The organism is Variovorax sp. ZS18.2.2 (genome assembly GCF_024701975.1).
Lineage (GTDB): Bacteria > Pseudomonadota > Gammaproteobacteria > Burkholderiales > Burkholderiaceae_C > Variovorax.
Genome location: NZ_JANLNM010000016.1, coordinates 49,723 through 71,258, shown reverse-complemented (window position 1 = coordinate 71,258; position 21,536 = coordinate 49,723). Strand labels below are relative to the sequence as shown.

Below are 21,536 nucleotides of genomic sequence, written 5' to 3'. Positions count from 1 at the left end.
CGTCCAGATGCCTTTCTTCGCAGAGCCTCACCTGGCCGCCCGGATCTTCCGGGTCACGCTGACCACCCTCATCCCGCTGCCCTTCTTCTTCGGCGCGAGCGCGGCCCAGGCAGCGCAGGTCTGCGAACTCAACGGCCAGAGCGTGAGCCCTTCCAACGGCAGCACCACGGCCGGCAAGACCGGCCTCATGCGCTGCAAGGACGGCGCGAGCGGCGAACTGCAGCGCGAGCAGCAGGTGCAGAACGGCGTCTTTATGGGCCTGGTGCGCTTCTACGAAAAGGGCAAGCTCGCGCGCGAACACACCACCAACGCCAAGGGCAACATGCAGGGCCGTGCTCGCGAGTTCTCGCCCGCCGGCCAGGTGCTGCGCGAGGCCGTTTACGACGACGGCCAGGAGCGCGGGCTGGTGCGCAGCTTCTACCCCGGCGGCCAGCTGCGGCGCGCCACCTTCTACCCCGATACCGGCGCCGGTCCCGAGCGCGCCGTTGTCGAATTCACCGAGCGCGGCCAGATGTCGATGCTGCGCTGCGGCGAGGCGCCGGTGCTGACACCCGTGGCTGACGACGCGAAGCTGTGCGGCTTCACGAGCGGCGGCGCATCGCAGGTCGACCTGTTCGATGCGCGCGGCACGCTGCGCTCGCGGGTGTCGTACCTTGCGGGCAAGCGCGTGCGCAGCCAAGAGTTCTACGACAACGGCAAGCCCTCGACGCTCGACGAGACCACCGGCAACCAGCGCATCGAGCGCAGTTTTTCGTCGGAAGGCGTCAAGCGCCGCGAGACCGTGTGGCTGCTGGTCGAGCGCACCGCCATCCGCCAGCGCGAGCAGGAGTTCTCCGAAAAAGGAACCGTGGTGCGCGACCAGCGCTGGACCCCCGTGGGCGAGCCGCTGCGCGACGACAGCTTCTATCTGAACGGCCAGCCGCGCAGCAAGGCCGTGTACAGCGGCACCGGTACGGCGCGCATGGTCGAGGTCACCGAGTTCTACGACAGCGGCCAGCGCGCCGCACAGGGCCGCTACCTCGCGCCAGGCCGCAACCGCCAGGTGCCCATCGGCACGCACCGGCGCTTCAGCGAAAAGGGCACGCTGCTGGCCGAATCGCACTTCGATCCCAAGGGCCGCGTGACGCGAGAGCGCGCCTGGGATGAGAACGGCGACTTGCAGCGCGACGACGAGGTTTTCGAAGACGGCTCGCGAAAGGCCTTCACCCAATAAAGCAGGCTCGCCCCCAGGCTTCGCGCACTTCGTGTCGCTTCTCCAACCCCCTACCGGGGGCAACACCAACGGCCCGGCAAAGCCGGTTCCGTGGTGTTCCCCGAACCATCGGGGACCCAACCAGGAGCCGTTGCCGCCTCAGTCCAGCTTGATGCCTGCCTGCTTGATGATCGGCCCCCAGCGCTTCGACTCCGCACGCGACAGCGCCGCGAACTGCGCTGGCGTGCCCGGCATCGCTTCCATCCCGAAATCGTCGAAGCGCTTCTGCACGGCCGGCGTGCTGAAGGCCTTGTTGAGGTCGCCGTTGAGCTTGCTCACCACCGCGGGCGACAGGCCCGCCGGGCCGAGGATGCCCTGGAACGCGAACACCTCCGTGTTGGGCACGCCCACTTCGGCCAACGTCGGCACGTTGGGCAGCGGCTTGCTGCGCGCGCCCGAGCCGATGGCCAGCACCCGCACCTTGTTGCTCTGCATGATCGGCAGGCCCGAGGCCAGGTCCAGGAACATGCAGGGCACCTGCCCGCCCATCACATCGGCCATCGCAGGCGCCGCGCCGCGGTACGGAATGTGGGTGATGAAGGTGCCGGTGCGCACCTTGAACATCTCCATTGCCAGGTGGTGCGGCGAGCCGTTGCCGGGCGAGGCGTAGTTGACCTTGCCGGGGTTGGCCTTCACGTAGGCCAGGAACTCCTTGAAGTTCTTCGCCGGGAAGTCCGGGTGCACCACCAGCGCGAGCGGGAACTTGCCGATGGCGCCGATGTAGGTGAAGTCTTTCTCGGGGTTGAACGGCAGCTTGCTGAACAGGTGCTCGTTGAAGGCCAGCACGGCGTTGTCGGCCGAGAGGATCGTGTAGCCGTCGGGCTTGCTCTTGGCGACGATGTCGGCGCCGATGTTGGTCGAGGCGCCGGGGCGGTTGTCCACCACGATCTGCTGGCCCAGCGTCTGGCGCATGGCTTCGGCCAGCACGCGCGCGATCACGTCGGTGCCGCCGCCCGCCGGGTACGGCACGACCCACTTGATGAGTTGCGCGGGGTACTCCTGCGCATGGGCAAAAGGCGAGGCGGCCACGGCGGCGCCGGATGCGAGCGTGGCGAGAAGGGTGCGGCGATCCATGGATCAGTCTCCTGGTTGTAGTTAGGTTGCGGAAAGCGATGGTACGGGCAGCGCGCGCAGCGCATCGGCGAGCGCGGCACGGCAGCGCGCCTCGTCGCCGACCTGCTCGAACAGCAGCAGCGCCAGACGTGCGAGGAACAGCGATTCGCGCTCGGCGCCCGCTTCGGTGATGGCGCGCGCGCACTCGGCGTAGAGCCGGTCGCGGGCGTCGGGATGGAGGGATGCGGTGTGGCTCATGCGGCGACAAGCTCCAGTGAAACGGCGGCGCAGGCGAGCGCGCCTTGCAGTGCGCCGGGCGGCATGCCGTGCCAGCGCGCGGCCACGTGGCCATCGGGGCGCAGCAGGTAGACGGCGCCGTCGCGCGCGCCGAGGGCGTCGAAGACGGCGGGGCTCGCGTGCGCGTCTGCGCCGTCGATGCCCGGCGCGGCGATGGTGCGAATGGCAAAAGGCAACGCGCCTTGCTTCGCCTGCTTCACATCGTCCTCGGGCAGTTGCGCTGCATCGGCATTCGGCCGCAGCGCCAGCAGCGTGAAGACCGGCGCGATCAGGTCGGTGAGATGGCCGTGTTCGAGCTGCTGCTCCGGCATCACCTCGCCCGGCAACGGGCCTGCGGACAGCGCATCGCCCTCGCTCGACAACGGCGACGCCGCATAACGCACGGCCTGCGTCTGCCGCGGATTGATCAGTTGCGCGATGCCGCGGTGCGCCTCCGACAGCGACAGCGCCGCTTCGCGCAGCAGGTCGAAGCCGCGCGACGGCGGCGACATGAACTCCGTGCTGCGCATCGCGTTCTCGGCATTGATGTGGAAAGCCGCGATGCGCTCCTGCGAGTACGAGTCCAGCAGCGCCGCATCCGACGCGCCGCGCGCGACCAGCGCCAGCTTCCACGCGAGGTTGTCCGCATCGTCGAAGCCCGAGTTGAGCCCGCGCACGCCGAAGATCGGCATCGCATGCGCCGCGTTGCCCGCGAACACGACGCGGCCATGGCGATAGCTCTCGAGCGTCATCGCGCCGGCGCGGTACACGGACGTCCACACCGTCTTCCACGGCAGATGCCCTTCGCCGATCGCATCGAGATGGCGCTGCACGAACTCGGCCACGGCCGCGGGCTGCAGCGCCTCTTCGGTGCTCTGGCCCGCGCGCAGTTGGTAATCGATGCGCCAGATGTCGTCGGGCTGGCGGTGCATCAGCACGGTCGAGCCGGGGTTCCACGGCGGGTCGAACCACGCGCGGCGCTCGGTCGGGTGGTCGCTGTGCAACTCGATGTCGATGATCACGTAGCGGCCTTCGTAGCCCGTGCCCTCGAGCGAGAGGCCGAGCGCCTTGCGCACGAAGCTCTGGCCGCCGTCGCAGGCAGCGAGCCATTGGCCCTGCAGGCGGTAGCTGCCGTCGGCGTTGCGTACGTCGAGCGTCACGCCGTCATCGTCGTCCTGCGCGAGCCCCGTGAGCTCCGTGCCCCAGCGGATGTCGATGAGCCCCGGCGTCGCCTCGTTGCGGCGGAAGATTTCTTCGAGCAGGTAGTGCTCGGCGTAGTACTGCTCCAGGTTGATCATCGGCGGCAGTTTTTGCTGCGCGTCGTGCGGCATCTCGAAGCGGAACACCTCGGCCGTCTTGTAGTAGCTGCGCCCGCCGGTCCAGGGCAGGCCCTTGGTCATGAAGGCGTGGCGCACACCGAGCCGTTCCATGATCTCCAGGCTGCGCCGCGAGATGCAGGCCGCGCGGCTGCCGACGCACACGGTGTCGTCGGCTTCGAGGATCACGCAGCGCACGCCGTGGTTCGCTAGGCCCAGCGCGAGCGCCATGCCGACCGGCCCGCCGCCCGCGATCACGACCGGGTGGCGGCCGGGTTCGATGCCGTCGGCCTCCAGCGGCGGCGTCCAGACCTTGTAGCGGGTGTAGTGGAAGGCGCCAACCGACGGCGGCAGTTCAGTCGCGCTCAGGGTCGGCGGCACGGGGCCGCTCGCGGCATCGGCGGCGACAACAACGGTGGGGTTCGTCATGCAACGGGATTGTCCCGATGCACGACGGCCGCCAATGTCATAACTTCGTATGAAGTACTTACCCTCGATTCACCCGAACGCATGAGACGCTGGCGCATCCACCCCACCGACGCGGCACTGGCCGCGGCCGTCGTCGGCGACGTGCTCTCCGGCGTGGGCACGCCGCACCTGGCCACGAGCTATCTCAAGGCAATGCAGCGCGTGATGCCGGTGACCTTCTGCACCGTGTTCGCGGTGAGCAGCACGGGGCGCATCGAGGCGGTATCGGCCGCCAGCAGCTACGGCAGCACGGCCGAGCGCACCACCGAGCGCTATGTGGAACAACGCTTCGACCTGCTCGACCCCAACATGGCCTGGCTCGCGGCCCGCAAGCTGCCCCAGCGCGCGCAGCTCTGGCTGGGCCACCAGCGCGCCGAAGAGGTGGCCGACCCGGCCTATCGCGCCGCCTGCTATGGCGACGTCGGCATCCGCGAGCGCGCCTCGGTGCTGTTGCTGCTGCCGACCGGCCAGCGCGTGGCGGTGAGCTTCTACCGCAGCCTCGCGCAGCCGGAGTTCGATGCCGGCGACTTCGCGCGGATCGAGGCACATGCGACGCTGCTGGCCGACGCCACCGCGGCGCACGGCCGCAGCGCGATGGCGGTGCGGGAGTCTGTGGTGCCTGCCCTCGCCTCGCGGTTGCTGACGCTGAGCCTGCGCGAGCGCGAAGTCATCGGCCACTTGATGGCGGGCAAGACCGCGAAGGAAGCGGCGCGCGAGATCGGCGTCGAGCTGACCACCGTGCGCACGCACCAGTACCGGGCCTTCCGGCGGCTGGGCATTCGTTCGCAGAAGGAACTGCTGCTGCGCGCCGCGGCAGACGCGTAGCGCGCGCTCTCTCTGTCTTTGCTTACTTGGCGGCGTCCAGGCGCTTCTGCATGCGCGCCGAGCGATCGGCCGACGGCGGATGCGAGCTCATGATCGAGCTGCCGGTGGCGCCGCCGCTGAGCTTGGCCAGCTTGTCGAAGGCAGTGACCAGACCCTTGCGCTCGAGCTTGCGCTCGGTCAGCAGGTCGAAGGAATAGTTGTCGGCCGCGCTTTCGTTGGCTTGCGAGAACTGCGCATTGACGAACTTCTCGCCCAAGTCGCCGGCCTGCGACTGCGACAGCTGGGCCGCGACCCCGCCGGCAGCGCCGGCCAGTCCGCGCACGGCCGAGGCGGCGTAGGCGGTCTGCATGCGCGACTTCGAGTGGCCCAGCGCCACGTGGCCGATTTCGTGGCCGATCACGCCACGCAGTTCATCGTCGTTCATCAGGTCCATCAGGCCGCTATAGACGCGGATGCAGCCGTTGGCCATGGCCCAGGCATTCACGTCCTTGGTCATGTAGACCTTGTAGTTGGCCGTCTTGCCGTTGACGGTGGTGGGCATCTGCTTGATGACCTGGTTCAGGCGCGTGGCGTAGCGGCTGCCGGCGGGCGCGATCTGGTTCTTCTGGTCCATGGCGGCGCACGACTGGTCGGACATCGTGCTGACCTCGGCGTCGCTCAGCGACATGGCCTTGAAGGCCGAACCGCCCGCCTGGGTGAGCGCGCCGGTATCGACGCTCTTCATGGTTTCGCAACCGGCAAGGGCAAAGGCCGCAACGGCGGCGGCAATAGGCAAATAACGCATGGAAAACTCCCACTTTTTCTTGGTATGAATGGCGGCCGCGGAGCGCAGCCGCCGGACGCGCAGCCCGCGCGCGGTGATGACGCGTCGGGGCAGCCGCTGGATCATAGCCACGGCAGAACGGCCCGAGCGACACCGGCAAGCAGTGGCACGTGACGTACTGCCGCCAGGCCCTCAGTCTTCGGCCGTGTCCTCGGCCTGCGGCTTCACCAACGACACCGGCGCCTCCTTCGGCCGCCCGTTCGTCGACACGATCTCCTGATCGATCGCCCCGAACAGCGAGCGCCCGTCCAGCCCCTTCATCTCGATGCGGATCGTGTCGCCGAACTTCATGAATTCGGTGACCGGCGCGCCGGTCTGGATCGTCTCGATGCAGCGCTTCTCGGCGATGCACGAGTAGCCCTTGGGCCAATCCATCTGGCCGTCTTTCTTCTCGACACCCTTGTTGCTCACCGTGCCGCTGCCCACGATGCTGCCGGCACGCACGTTGCGGGTCTTGGCGATGTGGGCGATGAGCTGGCCGAAGTGAAAGGTCATCTCCGGGCCGGCGTCGCACATGCCGACCTTGCGGCCATTCCAACTGCTTTGCAGCGCCAGGTGCACGCGGCCGTCCTGCCAGGCTTCGCCGATCTCGTCGAGCGTCACGGCCACGGGGCTGAAGGCGGTGGCGGGCTTGCTCTGGAAGAAGCCGAAGCCCTTGGCGAGCTCGGCCGGGATCAGGTTGCGCAGGCTCACGTCGTTGGCCAGCATCACGAGGCGGATGCCGTCCAGCGCCTGGTCGGGCGTGGCGCCCATCTTCACGTCACCGGTGATGACGGCGATCTCGGCCTCGAAGTCGATGCCCATGGCTTCGCTGGGCACGATCACGTCGTCGACCGGGCCGAGGAAGTCGTCGCTGCCGCCCTGGTACATCAGCGGGTCGGTGTAGAAGCTCTCGGGCACTTCGGCGTTGCGGGCCTTGCGCACCAGCTCGACGTGGTTGAGGTACGCCGAGCCGTCGGCCCACTGGTAGGCGCGCGGCAGCGGGGCCATGCACATCGCGGGGTCGAAAGGGAACGAATGGCGCGCGCGGCCGGTGTTGACGGCGTCGTACAGGTCCTGCAGCTGCGGGCTCATGAAGCCCCAGTCGTCCAGCACCTGCTGCAGCCGGCTCGCGATGCCGGTGGCGTAGTGGGCGAGCGTGAGGTCGCGCGAGACAACGACGAGCTGGCCGTCGCGCGAGCCGTCCTTCAGGGTGGCGAGTTTCATGATGCGGTGCGTGATGAGGGACACGGGCGGACACGAAGGCCGGGCGCCGCTCCCACTAAACTGGTTGAACGGGCGGCAGTTTACCGAGGTGGTCTTCCTGAACCTCCGCGCCCGCGCCCACTCCACACCTGATGTCGACGCTCGTCGCTCCCCCTTCGCGATCTTCGCTGCCTGTCGGTCTCCTGCCCGGGCGTCCGTCCTGGCGGGTGCTGATCGGGCTGACGCTGGCGGTCGCGCTGGTCCACCTGCTGGTGCTCGGGGTGGCGCCGATGGCGGTCGGGCCGGAGCCCTCGCCGCTGGCGAACAAGTTCATCACCCGGACCATCGTGATCGCGCCGCCCGCGGCGGACAAGCCCGCGGCGCCGGCCGCTGCCGCGGCGCCCGTCGAGGCCAAGCCGCCACCGCCAGCGAAGCCCCGGCGCCCGCGCGCCCCGACGCCACCCAAGCCGAAGCCCTACCCCGAACCGGACGCAACTGCGCAGCTCGCCCCGGAAACACCTGACCTGACGGCGCAGGCTGCTACCGATTCAGGAGCAACACCGCCCGAAGCGGCCGCCAGTGCGCCGGCGCCCCCCGAAGCCGCACCCGCCGCCGCGGCCGGCACAGGAAGCGGCACCCCGGGCGGAACGACAGCCGGCGGCAGCGAAGCCTCCGGCACCATCGCCGGCACCCAGGCGCTGCGGATTCCCGGCTCCGTGACGCTCGATTTCGAAGCCACCGGCCAGACCGGCGCCTCTCCGCAGCGCGGCGTGTTCGGCGAACTGGTCTGGCTGCAGGACGGCAGCCGCTACGACGGGCGGCTCACGCTCAAGGCGGTGTTCTTCACGCTGCTGAACTGGCACAGCACCGGCAAGATCGGCCCCTCGGGCCTGGAGCCCGAGCGCTATTCGGAAAGCCGCAAGGCCGAGGTGGCCTCGCATTTCGTGCGCGACCAGGGACAGATCATCTTCAGCAACAACGCCCCGCCCGTGCCACTGCAGCCCGGCGCGCAGGACCGCATGAGCGTGATGATGCAGCTCGGCGGCCTGCTGGCGGCCAGCCCCGAGCGCTACCCGACGGGCACCCGCATCTCGGTCCAGACCGTGGGCGTGCGCGACGGCGATGTCTGGGTCTTCGTGGTCGGCGACGAGGAAAAACTGCAGCTTCCGGCCGGCGAATACACCGCACGCAAGCTCACCCGCACCCCCCGCAAGGAATTCGACCGGAAACTGGAGCTCTGGCTGGCACCCAAGTACGGCTACCTGCCCGTCCGCATCAAGCAAACCGAGACAAACGGCGACTTCGCTGACGCCCAATTGCGCAAACCCCTACCCGAAGGCCCCGCCAATTGAGGCAAAAAGGCTCACAAGTTGACCGTCCAGCGACAACTGTTCTTGAAACTGGCGCGTTGATTGCTATCTAACCCGTTATGAACGCCATCGATATCCTCACTGGGCCCGCCATGAACATGCTTTACGACTCGGAGTCCTTCGTCGTCGTGCACGTGCAGCCGAATGAAGGCGACGAGCCCGCGAAGCCCAATGTGCCGGTGCTGGAGCGCCACGGTTTCGAAATCGTGGACAAGCGCTCGGGCAAGGAGGTCTACCTCGACGGTTCCTGGGCCGAACTGTTCCAGCAGCAGATCGCCGCCTGGCAGCTCAACACCCCCACGCAGGAAGAAGTCGAAGACACCCTCGAGGGCTACGCCGAACTGGCCCACACGCCCGTGCTGGTGCACTGAACGCCCGGCCAGCCACCGCAAAGAAAGCGCCCGCCGGGCGCTTTTTTCATGGGCGCGCGGCCTTGCGCAGGTAGATCCACCGGAACATCGGCCCGACCAGCAGCAGCACCGCCACCAGCCGGCACACCTGGAAGGCCGTCACCACCGGCACCCCGAGCTGCAGCACCTTGGCCGTGATCGCCATCTCGGCAATGCCGCCCGGCGAGGTGCTCAGCAGCATCGTCGCCGGATGCAGCCCCGTCGCCCGGGCCAGCAGCCACGCCACACCGCCGCACAGGACCAGCATGGCGAAGGTGCCCAGCGCCACCGAGCCCAGCCAGCGCGGCGCCGTGTGCAGGAACTCCCGGCTGAAGCGCACGCCCAGGCTGACCGCGATCACGAGCTGCGCCGCATTCGACATCCACGTCGGCACCGCCGACAGCGACTGCCCGGCGATCGTGAACCCCATCGCCACCAGCAGCGGCCCGATGAACCACGGGTTGGTGCGGCCCAGCGCACGCATCGCGAGGCCGCCGATTCCGGTGGCCAGCGCAAGCAGCGCCAGGCCGCCCGCATTCACCTCGCGCACGCCCGGCGGGTTGATCTCCAGGCCCTGCAGCCCGCTCCACTGCATCGCGAACGGGATCGTGACCGTCACCACCACCAGCCGCAGGCTGTGCGCCGCCGCCACGAGGTCGGTGCGGGCGCCGGCCGATTCGGCCAGCAGCGTCATCTCCGACGCGCCGCCGATGGCGCCGGCAAAGTAAGTCGTGGCTCTCATGGCGCGCGGCGGCACATGCGGCATTCGCGACGCATGCAGTCCGTACAGCCAGCGCCCGAAGCCCCAGCCGAGCAGCAGCGCCCACGCGATGGCCAGCGCAATCGCCCACCAGATGCTGGCCACCAGCGACACCACATGCGGCGTGAAGTAGAGGCCGAGCGCGGTGCCGATGGTCCACTGCCCGGCGTTGCGCAGCGGCGTGGAACTGGCGGTCGGCACACCCGCGATCGAGGCGAGCGACACCGCGAGCAGCGGGCCGATCATCCAGGGCAGTGGTGTGTGCAGTGCGAGGCAGGCGCCCGCTGCAGCCAGCGCGAGCAACAGCGTGGCCAGCACGCGAACGAGAAAGCGAAAAGGCACGGGAAACAGGGGAAAGGGGACAGGGAAAAGCGCAATTGGATGGCACGGCGCGCATGCGCCGCGCAGATAGTATGGCCCGATGCTTTTTCAACGCTGGCCCGCGCGGGCTCCACGTTTCCTGTTCCCGCTCCTGGCCGCGGCCGCGCTCGCGGCGTGTTCCCCGTCTCGCCTCTTTCCGTCCGGCCCCGATGCGCCGGTCGCGAACCGCGTCTCTGCGTTGCTGCCGGTCGATGCGCTGCTGCTCGGCGAGCAGCACGATGCGCCCGAGCACCACGCGATCGAGCGCGAAACCGTCGAGGCGCTGGTCGCGCGTAATCAACTCGCCGCCCTGGCGCTCGAGATGGCCGAGGAAGGCCGCAGCACCGTGCAGCTCGCCCCCACCGCGAGCGAAGCCCAGGTGCAGACCGCCCTCGGCTGGAGCGACAAGGCCTGGCCCTGGGCCAGCTACGGCCCCGCCGTGATGGCGGCCGTGCGCGCCGGCGTGCCGGTGGTCGGCGCCAACCTGCCGCGTGCGCGCATGAAGGACGCGATGGCCGACGTGTCTCTCGACGTGCAGCTCAACGGCGAGGCCTACACCGCGCAGCAGGACGCCGTGCGCGAAGGCCACTGCAAGCTGCTGCCCGAGTCGCAGATCATCCCGATGACGCGCATCCAGGTGGGCCGTGACCGCGCGATGGCGCAGGCCATCGTCAAGGCCCGCCAGCCGGGCAGGACGGTGCTGCTGATCGCCGGCGCCGGCCACGCGGTGCGTACGCTCGGCGTGCCCCAGCACCTGCCGGACGACGTCAAGGTGACCTCGGTGCGGCTGCTGGCCTCGGCGACGAACAACGTCGAAGCGGGCGACTACGACAAGACCTGGCTGACACCGCCGCTGCCCGAGAAGGACTACTGCGCCGAACTCCGCCGGCCCGCCAGGGCGCCAGCGGCCTCCTGAACGAAAGCGTGACCCGTCCTCCCACAGGTTGACACGATGGCGGCCTGGCTGATCTTGTCGGTGCTCGACTGGAACTGCCACGCATCGTTCTCACGGACGTTGTTCGCGAAGGCCGCCGATATAGTGGTGCCCGCCACGGGCCGGCGCACCGCGCCGATTCAAACAACGAGGGGGAACTGCATGGTCTTCACGCGCGCACAAGGTGTCGTCGTCCGATGGGCGGCCGCCGGTCTCCTGGCACTGTCGGCGTCACACGCCGTCGCCAAGGAAAGCATCGTCGACCTTCCGACACGGCCGGGCATCACGCAGCGCATGCTGTATGTCGAACCGGACACCAAGCCGCGCGCTGCTGCCGTGTTGATTGCGGGAGGCCACGGGTCGTTGAAGTTCTTTCCGAACGGCAGCATGGGCTGGGGCGACCAGGGCTTTCTCGTTCGCACGCGCGGCCTCTTTGCACAGCGGGGCATTGCCGTCGTGGTGATCGACGCGCCCTCGGACAAGCGCTCGGGACTCGGTGGTTTTCGCGACAGCGCCGAGCACGCCGCCGACATCGGCGCCACCGTCAAGTGGCTCCGGGAGCAGACCGGCGTGCCGGTCTGGCTGATCGGTCACAGCCGCGGAACGGAGTCGGCGGTTTCTGCCGCTCTGAAGCTGGGCGCAGCGCCCGCGGGACCCGACGGATTGGTACTTGCCTCGCCGATCTCGAGCGATTCCGCCTTCACGTCAGGAAAAGCGGTGACGCACCTCCCGCTGGAAGACATCCGCGTGCCCGTGCTGGTGCTGCAGCACGAAGAAGATGCCTGCTCGGTCACTGCGCCGCGCGACCTGCCGCTCGTGGTCGACCGGCTCTCGGGCGCGCCGCGCAAGTCGGTGGTCAAGCTCGGCGGGGGCAAGCCGGTCGGGGACCTTTGCGGCCACCAGGCGACGCATGGCTTCGGTGGGCTGGACCAGCCTGCGGTACAGGCCATTGCCGACTTTGTCGGCCCGTAGCCTGCGCCGGAACGCTCCGCGTCAGGCGTGCTTCTTGATCGAATCCGCCAGCGTGTTCACCAGTGTGTCGATGTGCGACTTCTCCACGATGTAGGGCGGCGCCATCACCAGCACATCGCCCGCGGGCCGCACCAGCGCGCCCTTGTGGAAGCAGTCCAGGAAAATCTCGAACGCGCGCTTGCCCGGCGAGCCCGCGATGGGCGCGAGCTCCACTGCCGCGGCTAGGCCGAGGCTGCGGATGCTGATGACGTTGGGCAGGCCCTTGAAGGCGCTGTGGAACGCATCGCCCAGCACCTTGCCCATTTCGCCGGCGCGGGCGAAGAGGTTTTCTTCCTTGAACAGATCAAGCGTGGCAATCGCCGCGGCGCAGGCCACTGGGTGGCCCGAGTAGGTGTAGCCGTGGAAGAACTCGACCACGTGCTCGGGCGCGTCGGTCTTCATCATCGCGTCGTAGAGCTTGTCGCGGCAGATCACGCCGCCCAGCGGAATCACGCCGTTGGTCACGCACTTGGCGAAATTCAGCATGTCGGGCACGACGCCGAAATAGTCCGACGCGAAGTTGGTGCCCATGCGGCCGAAGCCGGTGATGACCTCGTCGAAGATCAGCAGGATGCCGTGCTTGTCGCAGATCTCGCGCAGGCGCTTGAGGTACCCCTTGGGCGGCAGGTACCAGCCGGCCGAACCGGCCACCGGCTCCACGATGATCGCGGCCACGTTGCTCGGATCGTGCAGCGGGAGAATGCGCGTCTCGAGCTCGACCAGCGGGTCTTCGGCCCACACCGGCTCCTCGTTGTGGATGTAGGCGTGGTTCACCGGATCGTGGATGAAGCGCATGTGGTCCACGCGCGGCAGGAAGGCCGAGCCGAACACCTTGCGGTTGCCCGGAATGCCGCCCACCGACATGCCGCCGAAGCCCACGCCGTGGTAGCCCTTCTCGCGGCCGATGAACACGTTGCGATGGCCCTCGCCGCGCGCCCGGTGATAGGCCAGCGCCACCTTCATCGAGGTGTCGGCGGCTTCGCTGCCTGAATTGCAGAACAGCACCTTGTTGAGATCGCCGGGGGCGAGCGCGGCGATCATCTCGGCCGCGCGGAAGGCCTTGTCGTTGCTGACCTGGAAGGCGGTCGCGTAGTCGAGCGTGTCGAGCTGCGTCTTGATCGCCTCGTTGATCGGCTTGCGGTTGTGGCCCGCGCCCACACACCAGAGGGAGGAGACGCCGTCGATCACCTTCTTGCCGTCGTGCGTGGTGAACTCCATGCCGTCGGCCGCCACGAAGACGCGCGGGTCTTTCTGGAAATGGCGGTTGGGGGTGAAGGGCAGCCACTGGTTGCCCATGTTGAAGTCCTGGTAGGCCATGTCTCGCTCCTGCTGTTGTATGTGCGGGGATACGCTGGGGGAAAATCGCGATTCTGGCACCCCTGCGACAATTACGCCCCTCATGACGACCCCAACGCCCCCCGTGTCCGCCACGCCTGCCTACATCCTCAACCTCTCGTGCCCCGACCGTACGGGCATCGTGCATGCCGTCTCTGGTTTCCTGCTCGAGCGGGGCGCCAACATCGAAGAGGCCGCCCAGTACAACGACCACGGCACGGGCCTGTTCTTCATGCGCGTGCGCTTCGCTTGCGGCGACCACGGCGAAGCCGTGTTGCGCGAGGAACTCAAGACCTTCGCTGCCGGCTTCGGCATGAACCTGCAGCTGCACGCCGCCGCCGAGCCGATGAAGACGGTAATCCTGGTCAGCAAGGAAGGCCACTGCCTCAACGACCTGCTGTTCCGCTGGAAGAGCGGCCTGCTGTCCATCGACGTGCGCGCGATCATCTCGAACCACCGCGACTTCTACCAGCTGGCCGCCAGCTACAACGTGCCGTTCCACCACATCCCGGTGACGGCCGCGACCAAGCCACAGGCCGAAGCCAGGCAGCTGGAAATCATCGAGGCCGAGGGCGCCGAACTCGTGGTGCTCGCGCGCTACATGCAGGTGCTCAGCAATGACCTGTGCAAGAGCCTCGCGGGCCGCGCGATCAACATCCATCACTCGTTCCTGCCCAGCTTCAAGGGCGCCAAGCCGTACTACCAGGCGCACGACCGCGGCGTGAAGCTGATCGGCGCCACCGCCCACTACGTGACAGCCGACCTCGACGAGGGCCCGATCATCGAGCAGGACGTGGCCCGCGCCGACCACACCGACACCGTCGAAGACCTCACGGCCCGCGGCCGCGACACCGAGAGCCAGGTGCTGGCGCGCGCGGTGAAGTGGCACAGCGAGCACCGCGTGCTGCTGAACGGGCACCGGACGGTCGTGTTCCGCTGAGCCCTGCGCATCCGCCGCTGCAGGCGGGTGTAGCATCCGGCGCCAAAAGAGGAGAAGGCGCAATGCGACGTTGGTTCGGTGGATTCCTGCTGGCTGTTCTTTCAGCTTGCCTGTTCGGATGTTCGGCCACCGGGCCGCGTTTTTCGGAGGTTTCGCAAAACCTCCCCTCGCTCGGCGAGAACGAGGGACGCATCTACTTCTATCGCGACTCGATCGTGGGCATGGCGGTGCAGCCCGAGGTCGTGGTCAACGGCCAGGTCGTCGGCAAGTCGCAGCCCGGCAGCTTCTTCTTCATCGACAGGCCGACCGGCACCTACCGGGCCACCGCCCAGACCGAGGCCGAGGGCAGCATCGACATCGTGCTGCGGCCGAAGCAGACCGCCTACGTGCGGATGAGCATCGGCATCGGCTTTTTCGTCGGCCGTCCGGGGTTCGCGCGGGTCGGCGAAACGGAAGGCCGCAGCGCATTGCCGCCGCTGGCCTACGGCGGCACGGTGCCGGTCTCGGCCAAGGCGGCGAGCGCGACGCCGGCTGCACCATCGCCCCCTGCAACGCCCACAGCCGCCGCTGCAACTGCGACCGCGACTCCCGTCCGGCAAGCGGCGGTCGCGCCGAATGCGCAAGCGCCTGCGACCGTTACCGTTCAACCGGCGGCTGCGCCCGCTCCGAACCCCCTCCCTGTCCCCATCCCTGTGACATCCGAGGCCACGCCTTTCGCCAGGACCCCCGTCAACGATCTCCGACTGCTGCTGCAGCCCACCCGATGAGACATCTGCTCGCCCCCTTCGCACTGACCCTGGCTGTCTCGCTTCCCGCATCGGCCCAGGCCCCGCTTGCGCCCGATGCGCTCTTCGCGCGCGTGTCCCCTTCCGTCTGGGTGGTGCAGGCCAGCGACGCGCAAGGCAAGACCCTCGCCACCGGCAGCGCAGTGGCCACCGGCCCGGGCACGGCCGTCACGAGCTGCCAGCTCCTCGCCAAGGCCAGCGCCGTGGCACTGAAGCGCGACAACGTGAGCTACGGCGCGACGTTGGAATTCCCGGATGTCGAACGCGATCTGTGCCAGTTGCGGATCGCCAACTTCGCCCCGCCCATCCCGGCCATGGCACCGGCGACGGCATTGCAGGTCGGCATGCCGCTCTACATCGTCGGAGCGCCCAGAGGCAAGGAACTCACGCTCGGCGTCGGCATGCTCGCCGGCGTGCGACGCAGCGGCGCAGGCGAACTCGAGGCACTGCAACTCGCATCAGCCCCTGAGGCAGGGCTTGGCGGTGCCGGCCTGTTCGACTCCCAGGGCCGGCTGGTGGGCCTGCTGGGCACGACGCCCGCGAAAAATCTCGCGATGCCCTCGGCGTGGATCGCCGAACTGCCGGCGCGCGGCCGTGTGGCCGTCGAACGCCTGGCCGCGCTGCCTCCCATGGCGACGGCCGGCGGCGCGACCACGACGAGCGCGGCCGCTGCACCAGGCCGGCCGAGCGTCATCGAATACCAGTTGCACGACCGGCTGACCAATACCTACCGCAAGGTGTTCTACCGCGCGGACCCGGCCACCGACGATCGCATCAGCTTCAACAACGGCGGCTGGATCGAGAAGCCCGGCGGCGAGGTCGTCAGCGTCACCACGGCCATCGCGGGCGACTTCGACGCGGCCATGCCGCCCGGCGGCTGGGGCAAGCCGAATCTCAAGGAAGAAGCCGCCTGGCGGACGCGCTACAGCAGCGTCTTCGGCGGATCGCGCATCAACATGGAGCTCGACGCCACGGTGATGGAAGACACCATCGTGAACGTCGGCGGCCAGGAGATCAAGGCAGTGCGCATCGAGTACCGCGGCTACACGCAGCGCTTCGCGAATGCGGGTTCGGTGCTTGGCAACCAGTACGGCAAGTACTGGGCCGAGGTCTGGTATTCGTCCGAACTCGGACGCGTCGTCCGGTTCGAAGCCCAGACGCGCGGCGGCGCCAGCGGCGGTGCTTTCCAGGTGCGCGAGACCCTCGAGCTGGTCAGCATCCGCTAGAGGGTTCCGCGACCCCGGCGTCACCGCCGGGATGCAACGTCAGTTGCGATTCGGGTTGTTGGGACGACGATCGTTGCGATCCGGCACGCCGTCGCCGTCACGGTCCCAGCGGCCGCGGTTGTATTCCCAACGGCCATTGTTCTCACGCCATTCCGGGGCGCGGTACGCATAGCCCGGGCGGGCGCGCACATAGACGCCGCGCACCCAGACATGGCGGCCACGATTCCATTCGTAGTGCCCCGGTGCCCACACATAACCACGGCGCGGCGGCGGCACGCGCTCCGAGCGCGGCGGTGGGGGCGCGACCTGGATGACCACCGGCTGCGCTTGCGCCGTCGTGGGAATGGTCATTGCGGCGCCCATCGACAGCAACGAAGCTGCGCCGACGGAAAGGGTGATTGCGAGTTTTTTCATGGGGGACTCCTCATGAGTGGTTGGAGCCTTCATGCTGATCAGCCCATGTGAAGCGCCTGTAAGGCTTACACGAAATCTTGTGTAAAGCTGTTTCGCGACTTTGGGGCTGCTTTCGACGCCGCGCGAGCGCTCACTCCTGCAATTCCTTCAAATCGATGGCCGCGGCCATCGCCGCATGACCCGCCTTGTTGGGATGCAGGTGGTCGCCATTGTCGAACCGCGGATTCAACATCTGCGGATCCGCGGGATCGCGCAGCGCGGCATCGAAATCGATCACGCCATCCACGTCCTGGCGGCTTCGGATCCAGCGGTTGACCGCGTTGCGCATGGCCTCGTTGCCCTCGTTCCAGTACGGCGTATTGCGGAACGGCGGCACCGTGCCGAGCAGCACCTTGATGCCCTTGGCGCGCGCCTGCTTCACCAGCTGCTGCAGCCCCTCGGTGATGCGCTCTGCGGTCGGGAGATCGTGCACGGTGTCGGGATTGCCGGGCACCCCAAGGAACACGCTGCGGCCGATGTCGTTGGTGCCCAGCAGCACGATCGTGTGCGTCACGCCGCTCTGCCCCAGCGCGTCGAGCGCGAAGCGCGAGAGCCCGTGTGGACCGATGCCGTCGACCAGCAGGCGGTTGCCGCCGATGCCGGCATTGAGCACCGACACCTCATGCGCCGCCTGCGGACTGTCGCGCAGGCGCGTGGCCAGCATGTCGGGGTAGGCGCCATCGCCGGACTCGCCGCCGCCCGCTGTGATCGAGTCGCCGAACGCGACCACGGTGCGCACGGACTTCGTGGTCAACACGTCCAGGCCCGTCACGATGTGGTTCATGGGCAGCGTTGTCGCGCCCTGCAATTTCGACGCTGTCACGGCATTGCCCGGTGCGACCCAGCTCGTGTCGACGGAGAGCAGGTGCACCGTGCCGTAGGGCGTCGCGCGGTCGAAGAAAGCGCTGACCGCCATGGTCTGCCCCGCCTCGATCTTCAGATCGACGCCATCGCTCCACACCTCCGCGCCGGGCGCGATGGTCACGTTGCCGCGACCACCGAAACGCAGCACCCGCAACGTAGCCGGAGAGATCGCATCGCCCCCCGTGCTGCGCGCCACGCTCGCCGCCGCGATGCGCAACGGCGCCTTGCCGAAGCGATTGGAAAAACGAATGCGGATGCGCTCACCGCCGAGCGTGGGCGCGAGTTGCTGGCGCAGCGTCTGCCCGCGGAACTGATCGCCGCCGGGCGCAGGCTTGTGCGCCACGGCCGGGTTCGCGGCCAGCTCGCGAAAGTCCAGCGGTGACACGGCCCAGCTGCCGACCCAGTGGGCTTCGACCGGTTGCCGCGGCTTGTGATCGGGCTGCACCGCCTGCACGCCGACGGCCAGCACGGCGAGGCAGAGGGCAGCCACCCAATGCGCCAGTGCGACTTCGCGAAGGCGGGACAGCCCGCGGGAAACGAGGTTCATGCGTGCAAAGCGGCCCAGTGTACGGAGCCACCTTGCCCTCGTGCGTGACGAGGTCTAGCGTGCGCCTACCAAGTGTCTACATAGGGAGAAACAGGTGCTACAGCACGCGTGGCGGAGGTCAACCCGCGCACCAGCCAGGTGCGGGTTTCGGCCGGATCGATGACCGCGTCGATCTCCAGCGTCTGCGCCATGTGGATCGCCTCGCCGTTCGCGTATTGCTGCGCCACGAGCTTCTTGAAGAGCGCATCGCGCTCGGCGCCTTCGGGCACTGCCGCGAGCTCCTTGCGAAAGCCCAGTCGCACCGCGCCCTCGAGCCCCATCGCGCCGAACTCGCCCGTGGGCCAGGCCACGGTGAACACCGGCGCATCGAAGCCGCCGGCCGTCATCGCCTGCGCACCGAGGCCATAGCCCTTGCGCAGCACGACCGCGAAGAAGGGCACGCGCAGGTGCGACGCCACCATGAACATGCGGCACACGTGGCGCACCTGCGCCTGTGCTTCGATCTCCGGGCCGACCATGAAGCCGGGTGTGTCGCACAGCGAGACGATGGGCAGCCCGTGCGCATTGCACAGCTGCATGAAGCGCGCGGACTTGTCGGCAGCCTCCACATCGATCGCGCCGCCGAGGTGATGCGGGTTGTTGGCCATCAGCCCGACTGGCTTGCCCTCGATGCGTGCAAGCGCAGTGACGATGCCCGCGCCGAAGCCTGCGCGCAGCTCGAGCAGCGAGCCCGTATCGGCCACGCCGCGCATCGCGGCACGCACGTCGTACACGCGCAGGCGGTTCTCGGGCACCACGTGGCGCAGCGTGCGCGGATCGGCGCATTGCCAGTCGGTGGTCGGGCCCTGGAAGTACGAGAGGTATTGCTTCGCGGCGGCGACGGCGGCGGCTTCGTCCTCCACGAGGATGTCGATCACGCCGTTGCGCGACTGCACGCTGCTCGGCCCGATCTGCTCCGGCGCGAAGGTGCCGAGCCCGCCGCCTTCGATCATCGCGGGCCCGCTCATGCCGATGTTGCTGCCGCGCGTGGCGATGATCACGTCCGCGCAGCCCAGCAGCGCCGCATTGCCCGCGAAGCAGCGGCCATGCACGATGCCGACCACCGGCACCTTGCCCGAGAGCGCGGCGAACTGGCTGAAGGTGTGGTTGTTGAGGCCCGCGACGATCGGCATGTCGGTGTCGCCCGGCCGGCCGCCACCGCCTTCGGCGAACAGCACCACCGGCAGGCTGAGCTGATGCGCCACCGACAGCAGCCGGTCGGTCTTGTGGTGGTTGCGCATGCCCTGCGTGCCGGCGAGCACCGTGTAGTCGTAGGCGAGCACGGCGCAGCGCGATGTCTCGGGGCCGAACTGTTTGGCGTTGATGCTGCCGAGGCCCGTGACCATGCCGTCGGCCGGCGTGTTGGCGATCAGGTCTTCGAGCGTGCGGCGGCGCGTTTGCGCTGCGATGGCGAGTGCGCCGTATTCGATGAAGTTGCCGGGGTCGGCGGCTGTGTCGCAGAGGTCGGCGATGTTCTCGCGTGCGGTGCGACCGCCTTGCGCGTGGCGCTTGTCGACGGCTGGCTTGCGGTTGGCGTCGAGCGTGGGCGCGTGGCGGTCGATCACCTTTTGCAGATCGGGGCGGATCGCGTCGAGGTCGTGCTCGGTGCGCGCCTCGGCTTCGACGGCTTGCGCATCGACGGCTTCCAGACGGACCAGCGATTGCCCCTCGACGAGATAGTCGCCGGGCTCTGCGAGCAGTGCGACCACGCGGCCCGCAACGGGCGCATGCAGCAGATGCTCCATCTTCATGGCTTCGAGCACGCCGAGCTGCGCGCCGGCGGGGAGCACGTCGCCGACGGCCACTTCGAACTGCACCAGCTTTGCGGGCATCGGGGATCTGACGGTAAGTTCGTCTGCTTCATCGACCGCAGAGGTCACCGTCAGCGCCACGGCAGGAACCATTGTCTTCGCATGCTTTTCAAGCGATGCCGCAGCGGCCAGCAGATCCCCCAGATGCGCTTCGACGAAACGCGTATGCACCGCCTGCGTCGCGAACTCGGGCCGCGCGGCAATGGCGCGCAGCAGCGAGAGATTGGTCGCGATGCCGTCGATGCGGCATTCGTCCAGTGCGCGCAGCGAGCGCCGCAGCGCATCGGCAAAGTTCGGCGACGGCGAATGCACGATCAGCTTGGCGAGCAGCGTGTCGTAGTGCGGTGAAGGCGCAAGGCCCGCATAGCCGTGCGTATCGACGCGTACACCCGGCCCGCTCGGCAGGTCGAAGCGTGCGAGCGTGCCGCCCGAGGGCCGCGCATTGCCCTGCGCATCGAGCGTCTCGGCGTTGATGCGCCACTGCACCGCGAAGCCGCGCTGCAGCGCCGTGCGATCGGCCTCCACGCCCAATGCGCTCAGCGACTGGCCGGCCGCCACCGCGATCTGTAGCTGCACCAGGTCGAGGCCCGTGACAGCCTCGGTCACCGTGTGCTCGACCTGCAGACGCGGATTCGCCTCGATGAAGACGAAGGGCAGCGTCGCCGATACCGCATCGACAAGAAATTCGAAGGTGCCGAGGCCGCGATAGCCGACCGTCTTCGCCATGCGCAGCGCAGCCTGCGTCACCTGCGCTCGCAGCGCCTCCGGCAGCGACGGACTGGGCGCTATCTCCACCAGCTTCTGGAAGCGCCGCTGCAAGGTGCACTCGCGCTCGCCGAGGCTCGCCACGGCCTGCCCGTCGCCCAGCACCTGCACCTCGATATGCCGCGCATTACGCATCAACCGCTCGACGTACACGCCCTCAATGCCGAACGCCGCCTTGGCCTCGGACATGCAGCGCGCATGCGCCTCGGGCAGTTCCTCGGCATTCAGCACCGCGCGCATGCCGCGCCCACCGCCACCGCCGATGGCCTTGACCATCACGCCCGCACCTTGCGCATGCTGCTCGGCGAAGAAGGCCTGCGCCTCTGCGAGCGTCACGGCGCCCGCGCTGCCGGGCATCACGGGCACGTCGCATTGCGTGGCGAGTTCGCGTGCGCGCGCCTTGTCGCCGAACAGGCCCAGCTGCTCGGGCGTCGTCCCGATGAAGACCAGCCCCGCATCCGCGCACGCCGCAGCGAAATCCGCACGCTCGCTCAGGAAGCCATAGCCGGGATGCACCGCATCACAGCCCTGCGCTTTCGCGACCGCGATCAGCGCCGCCACGTCCAGATATGCAGACGGCCCGGTCGCATCGAGCGCCACGGCGATGTCTGCCAACTGCACATGAAGCGCCGACGCATCGTCGCGCGCATGCACCGCCACGCTGGCGATACCCAGATCGCGCAAGGCGCGCACCAGCCGCACGGCGATCTCGCCGCGGTTGGCAATCAGGACTTTGGAGAACACGCGAT

At 68.4% G+C, this 21,536-nt stretch carries 19 protein-coding genes; 9 read left to right on the top strand and 10 right to left on the bottom strand.

The window, feature by feature from the left end:
- The first annotated feature begins 7 nt into the window (after positions 1-7).
- A complete protein-coding gene (locus NU688_RS33635) occupies positions 8-1,213 on the top strand; it encodes a toxin-antitoxin system YwqK family antitoxin (protein WP_257865320.1) in 1,206 nt (401 codons plus the stop codon).
- 138 nt (positions 1,214-1,351) lie between these two features.
- Here the strand turns inward: NU688_RS33635 and NU688_RS33630 are convergent, their stop codons facing one another.
- From NU688_RS33630 to NU688_RS33620, 3 genes are read right to left on the bottom strand one after another with little or no spacing between them, the layout of a single operon-like run.
- Entirely contained in the window at positions 1,352-2,326 is a 975-nt protein-coding gene (locus tag NU688_RS33630; protein ID WP_257865318.1) for a tripartite tricarboxylate transporter substrate binding protein, read from the bottom strand.
- A 21-nt stretch (positions 2,327-2,347) separates the two neighbouring features.
- Positions 2,348-2,563 (bottom strand): hypothetical protein, encoded by a 216-nt coding sequence (locus NU688_RS33625; RefSeq protein WP_257865317.1) that lies wholly within the window; start codon positions 2,561-2,563, stop codon positions 2,348-2,350.
- On the bottom strand, positions 2,560-4,326 hold the full coding sequence (locus NU688_RS33620; RefSeq protein WP_257865316.1) for an FAD-dependent monooxygenase: 1,767 nt from the start codon (positions 4,324-4,326) through the stop codon (positions 2,560-2,562). The genes NU688_RS33625 and NU688_RS33620 overlap by 4 nt, the downstream gene beginning before the upstream one ends.
- Before the next feature lie 81 nt (positions 4,327-4,407).
- Here NU688_RS33620 and NU688_RS33615 point away from each other — a divergent pair, with 81 nt between their 5' ends.
- Positions 4,408-5,190, top strand: a complete 783-nt coding sequence (locus NU688_RS33615) for a helix-turn-helix transcriptional regulator (RefSeq protein ID WP_257865315.1) — start codon at positions 4,408-4,410, stop codon at positions 5,188-5,190.
- A 22-nt stretch (positions 5,191-5,212) separates the two neighbouring features.
- On the opposite strand, the gene NU688_RS33610 is transcribed toward NU688_RS33615, so the two are convergent.
- Together NU688_RS33610 and NU688_RS33605 are read right to left on the bottom strand one after the other, a co-directional pair.
- Entirely contained in the window at positions 5,213-5,974 is a 762-nt protein-coding gene (locus NU688_RS33610; RefSeq protein ID WP_257865314.1) for a M48 family metalloprotease, read from the bottom strand.
- Between the two features lie 171 nt (positions 5,975-6,145).
- Entirely contained in the window at positions 6,146-7,219 is a 1,074-nt protein-coding gene (locus NU688_RS33605) for a fumarylacetoacetate hydrolase family protein (RefSeq protein WP_257865313.1), read from the bottom strand.
- A gap of 131 nt (positions 7,220-7,350) precedes the next feature.
- Here NU688_RS33605 and NU688_RS33600 point away from each other — a divergent pair, with 131 nt between their 5' ends.
- Positions 7,351-8,550, top strand: coding sequence for a DUF3108 domain-containing protein (locus tag NU688_RS33600; RefSeq protein ID WP_257865312.1), 1,200 nt, complete (start codon positions 7,351-7,353; stop codon positions 8,548-8,550).
- A gap of 110 nt (positions 8,551-8,660) precedes the next feature.
- Entirely contained in the window at positions 8,661-8,939 is a 279-nt protein-coding gene (locus NU688_RS33595) for a DUF3567 domain-containing protein (protein WP_041944045.1), read from the top strand.
- A 46-nt stretch (positions 8,940-8,985) separates the two neighbouring features.
- On the opposite strand, the gene NU688_RS33590 is transcribed toward NU688_RS33595, so the two are convergent.
- On the bottom strand, positions 8,986-10,059 hold the full coding sequence (locus tag NU688_RS33590) for an AbrB family transcriptional regulator (protein WP_257865310.1): 1,074 nt from the start codon (positions 10,057-10,059) through the stop codon (positions 8,986-8,988).
- Positions 10,060-10,138: 79 nt separating this feature from the next.
- Here NU688_RS33590 and NU688_RS33585 point away from each other — a divergent pair, with 79 nt between their 5' ends.
- Both NU688_RS33585 and NU688_RS33580 read left to right on the top strand, forming a co-directional pair.
- Positions 10,139-10,993, top strand: coding sequence for a ChaN family lipoprotein (locus NU688_RS33585; protein ID WP_257865308.1), 855 nt, complete (start codon positions 10,139-10,141; stop codon positions 10,991-10,993).
- 36 nt (positions 10,994-11,029) lie between these two features.
- On the top strand, positions 11,030-11,983 hold the full coding sequence (locus tag NU688_RS33580; protein WP_257865307.1) for an alpha/beta hydrolase: 954 nt from the start codon (positions 11,030-11,032) through the stop codon (positions 11,981-11,983).
- A gap of 21 nt (positions 11,984-12,004) precedes the next feature.
- Here the strand turns inward: NU688_RS33580 and NU688_RS33575 are convergent, their stop codons facing one another.
- Complete coding sequence (locus NU688_RS33575; protein ID WP_257865305.1) at positions 12,005-13,339, bottom strand: aminotransferase class III-fold pyridoxal phosphate-dependent enzyme; 1,335 nt, start codon at positions 13,337-13,339, stop codon at positions 12,005-12,007.
- Between the two features lie 82 nt (positions 13,340-13,421).
- Here NU688_RS33575 and purU point away from each other — a divergent pair, with 82 nt between their 5' ends.
- From purU to NU688_RS33560, 3 genes are all read left to right on the top strand, one after another.
- Positions 13,422-14,297, top strand: coding sequence for a formyltetrahydrofolate deformylase (gene purU, locus NU688_RS33570; RefSeq protein ID WP_257865303.1), 876 nt, complete (start codon positions 13,422-13,424; stop codon positions 14,295-14,297).
- Positions 14,298-14,359: 62 nt separating this feature from the next.
- The gene (locus tag NU688_RS33565) at positions 14,360-15,064 is read left to right on the top strand and encodes a DUF2846 domain-containing protein (RefSeq protein ID WP_257865302.1); all 705 of its coding nucleotides are present in this window, start codon (positions 14,360-14,362) and stop codon (positions 15,062-15,064) included.
- Positions 15,061-16,308 (top strand): serine protease, encoded by a 1,248-nt coding sequence (locus NU688_RS33560; RefSeq protein WP_257865301.1) that lies wholly within the window; start codon positions 15,061-15,063, stop codon positions 16,306-16,308. The genes NU688_RS33565 and NU688_RS33560 overlap by 4 nt, the downstream gene beginning before the upstream one ends.
- 39 nt (positions 16,309-16,347) lie before the next feature.
- On the opposite strand, the gene NU688_RS33555 is transcribed toward NU688_RS33560, so the two are convergent.
- The 3 genes from NU688_RS33555 to NU688_RS33545 all read right to left on the bottom strand — a co-directional run bounded on the left by NU688_RS33555 (position 16,348) and on the right by NU688_RS33545 (position 21,531).
- Positions 16,348-16,722, bottom strand: coding sequence for a YXWGXW repeat-containing protein (locus NU688_RS33555; protein ID WP_257865300.1), 375 nt, complete (start codon positions 16,720-16,722; stop codon positions 16,348-16,350).
- A 130-nt stretch (positions 16,723-16,852) separates the two neighbouring features.
- Entirely contained in the window at positions 16,853-18,172 is a 1,320-nt protein-coding gene (locus NU688_RS33550; protein ID WP_257865299.1) for a GDSL-type esterase/lipase family protein, read from the bottom strand.
- A gap of 65 nt (positions 18,173-18,237) precedes the next feature.
- The gene (locus NU688_RS33545; protein WP_257865298.1) at positions 18,238-21,531 is read right to left on the bottom strand and encodes a carboxyl transferase domain-containing protein; all 3,294 of its coding nucleotides are present in this window, start codon (positions 21,529-21,531) and stop codon (positions 18,238-18,240) included.
- Positions 21,532-21,536: the final 5 nt, after the last annotated feature.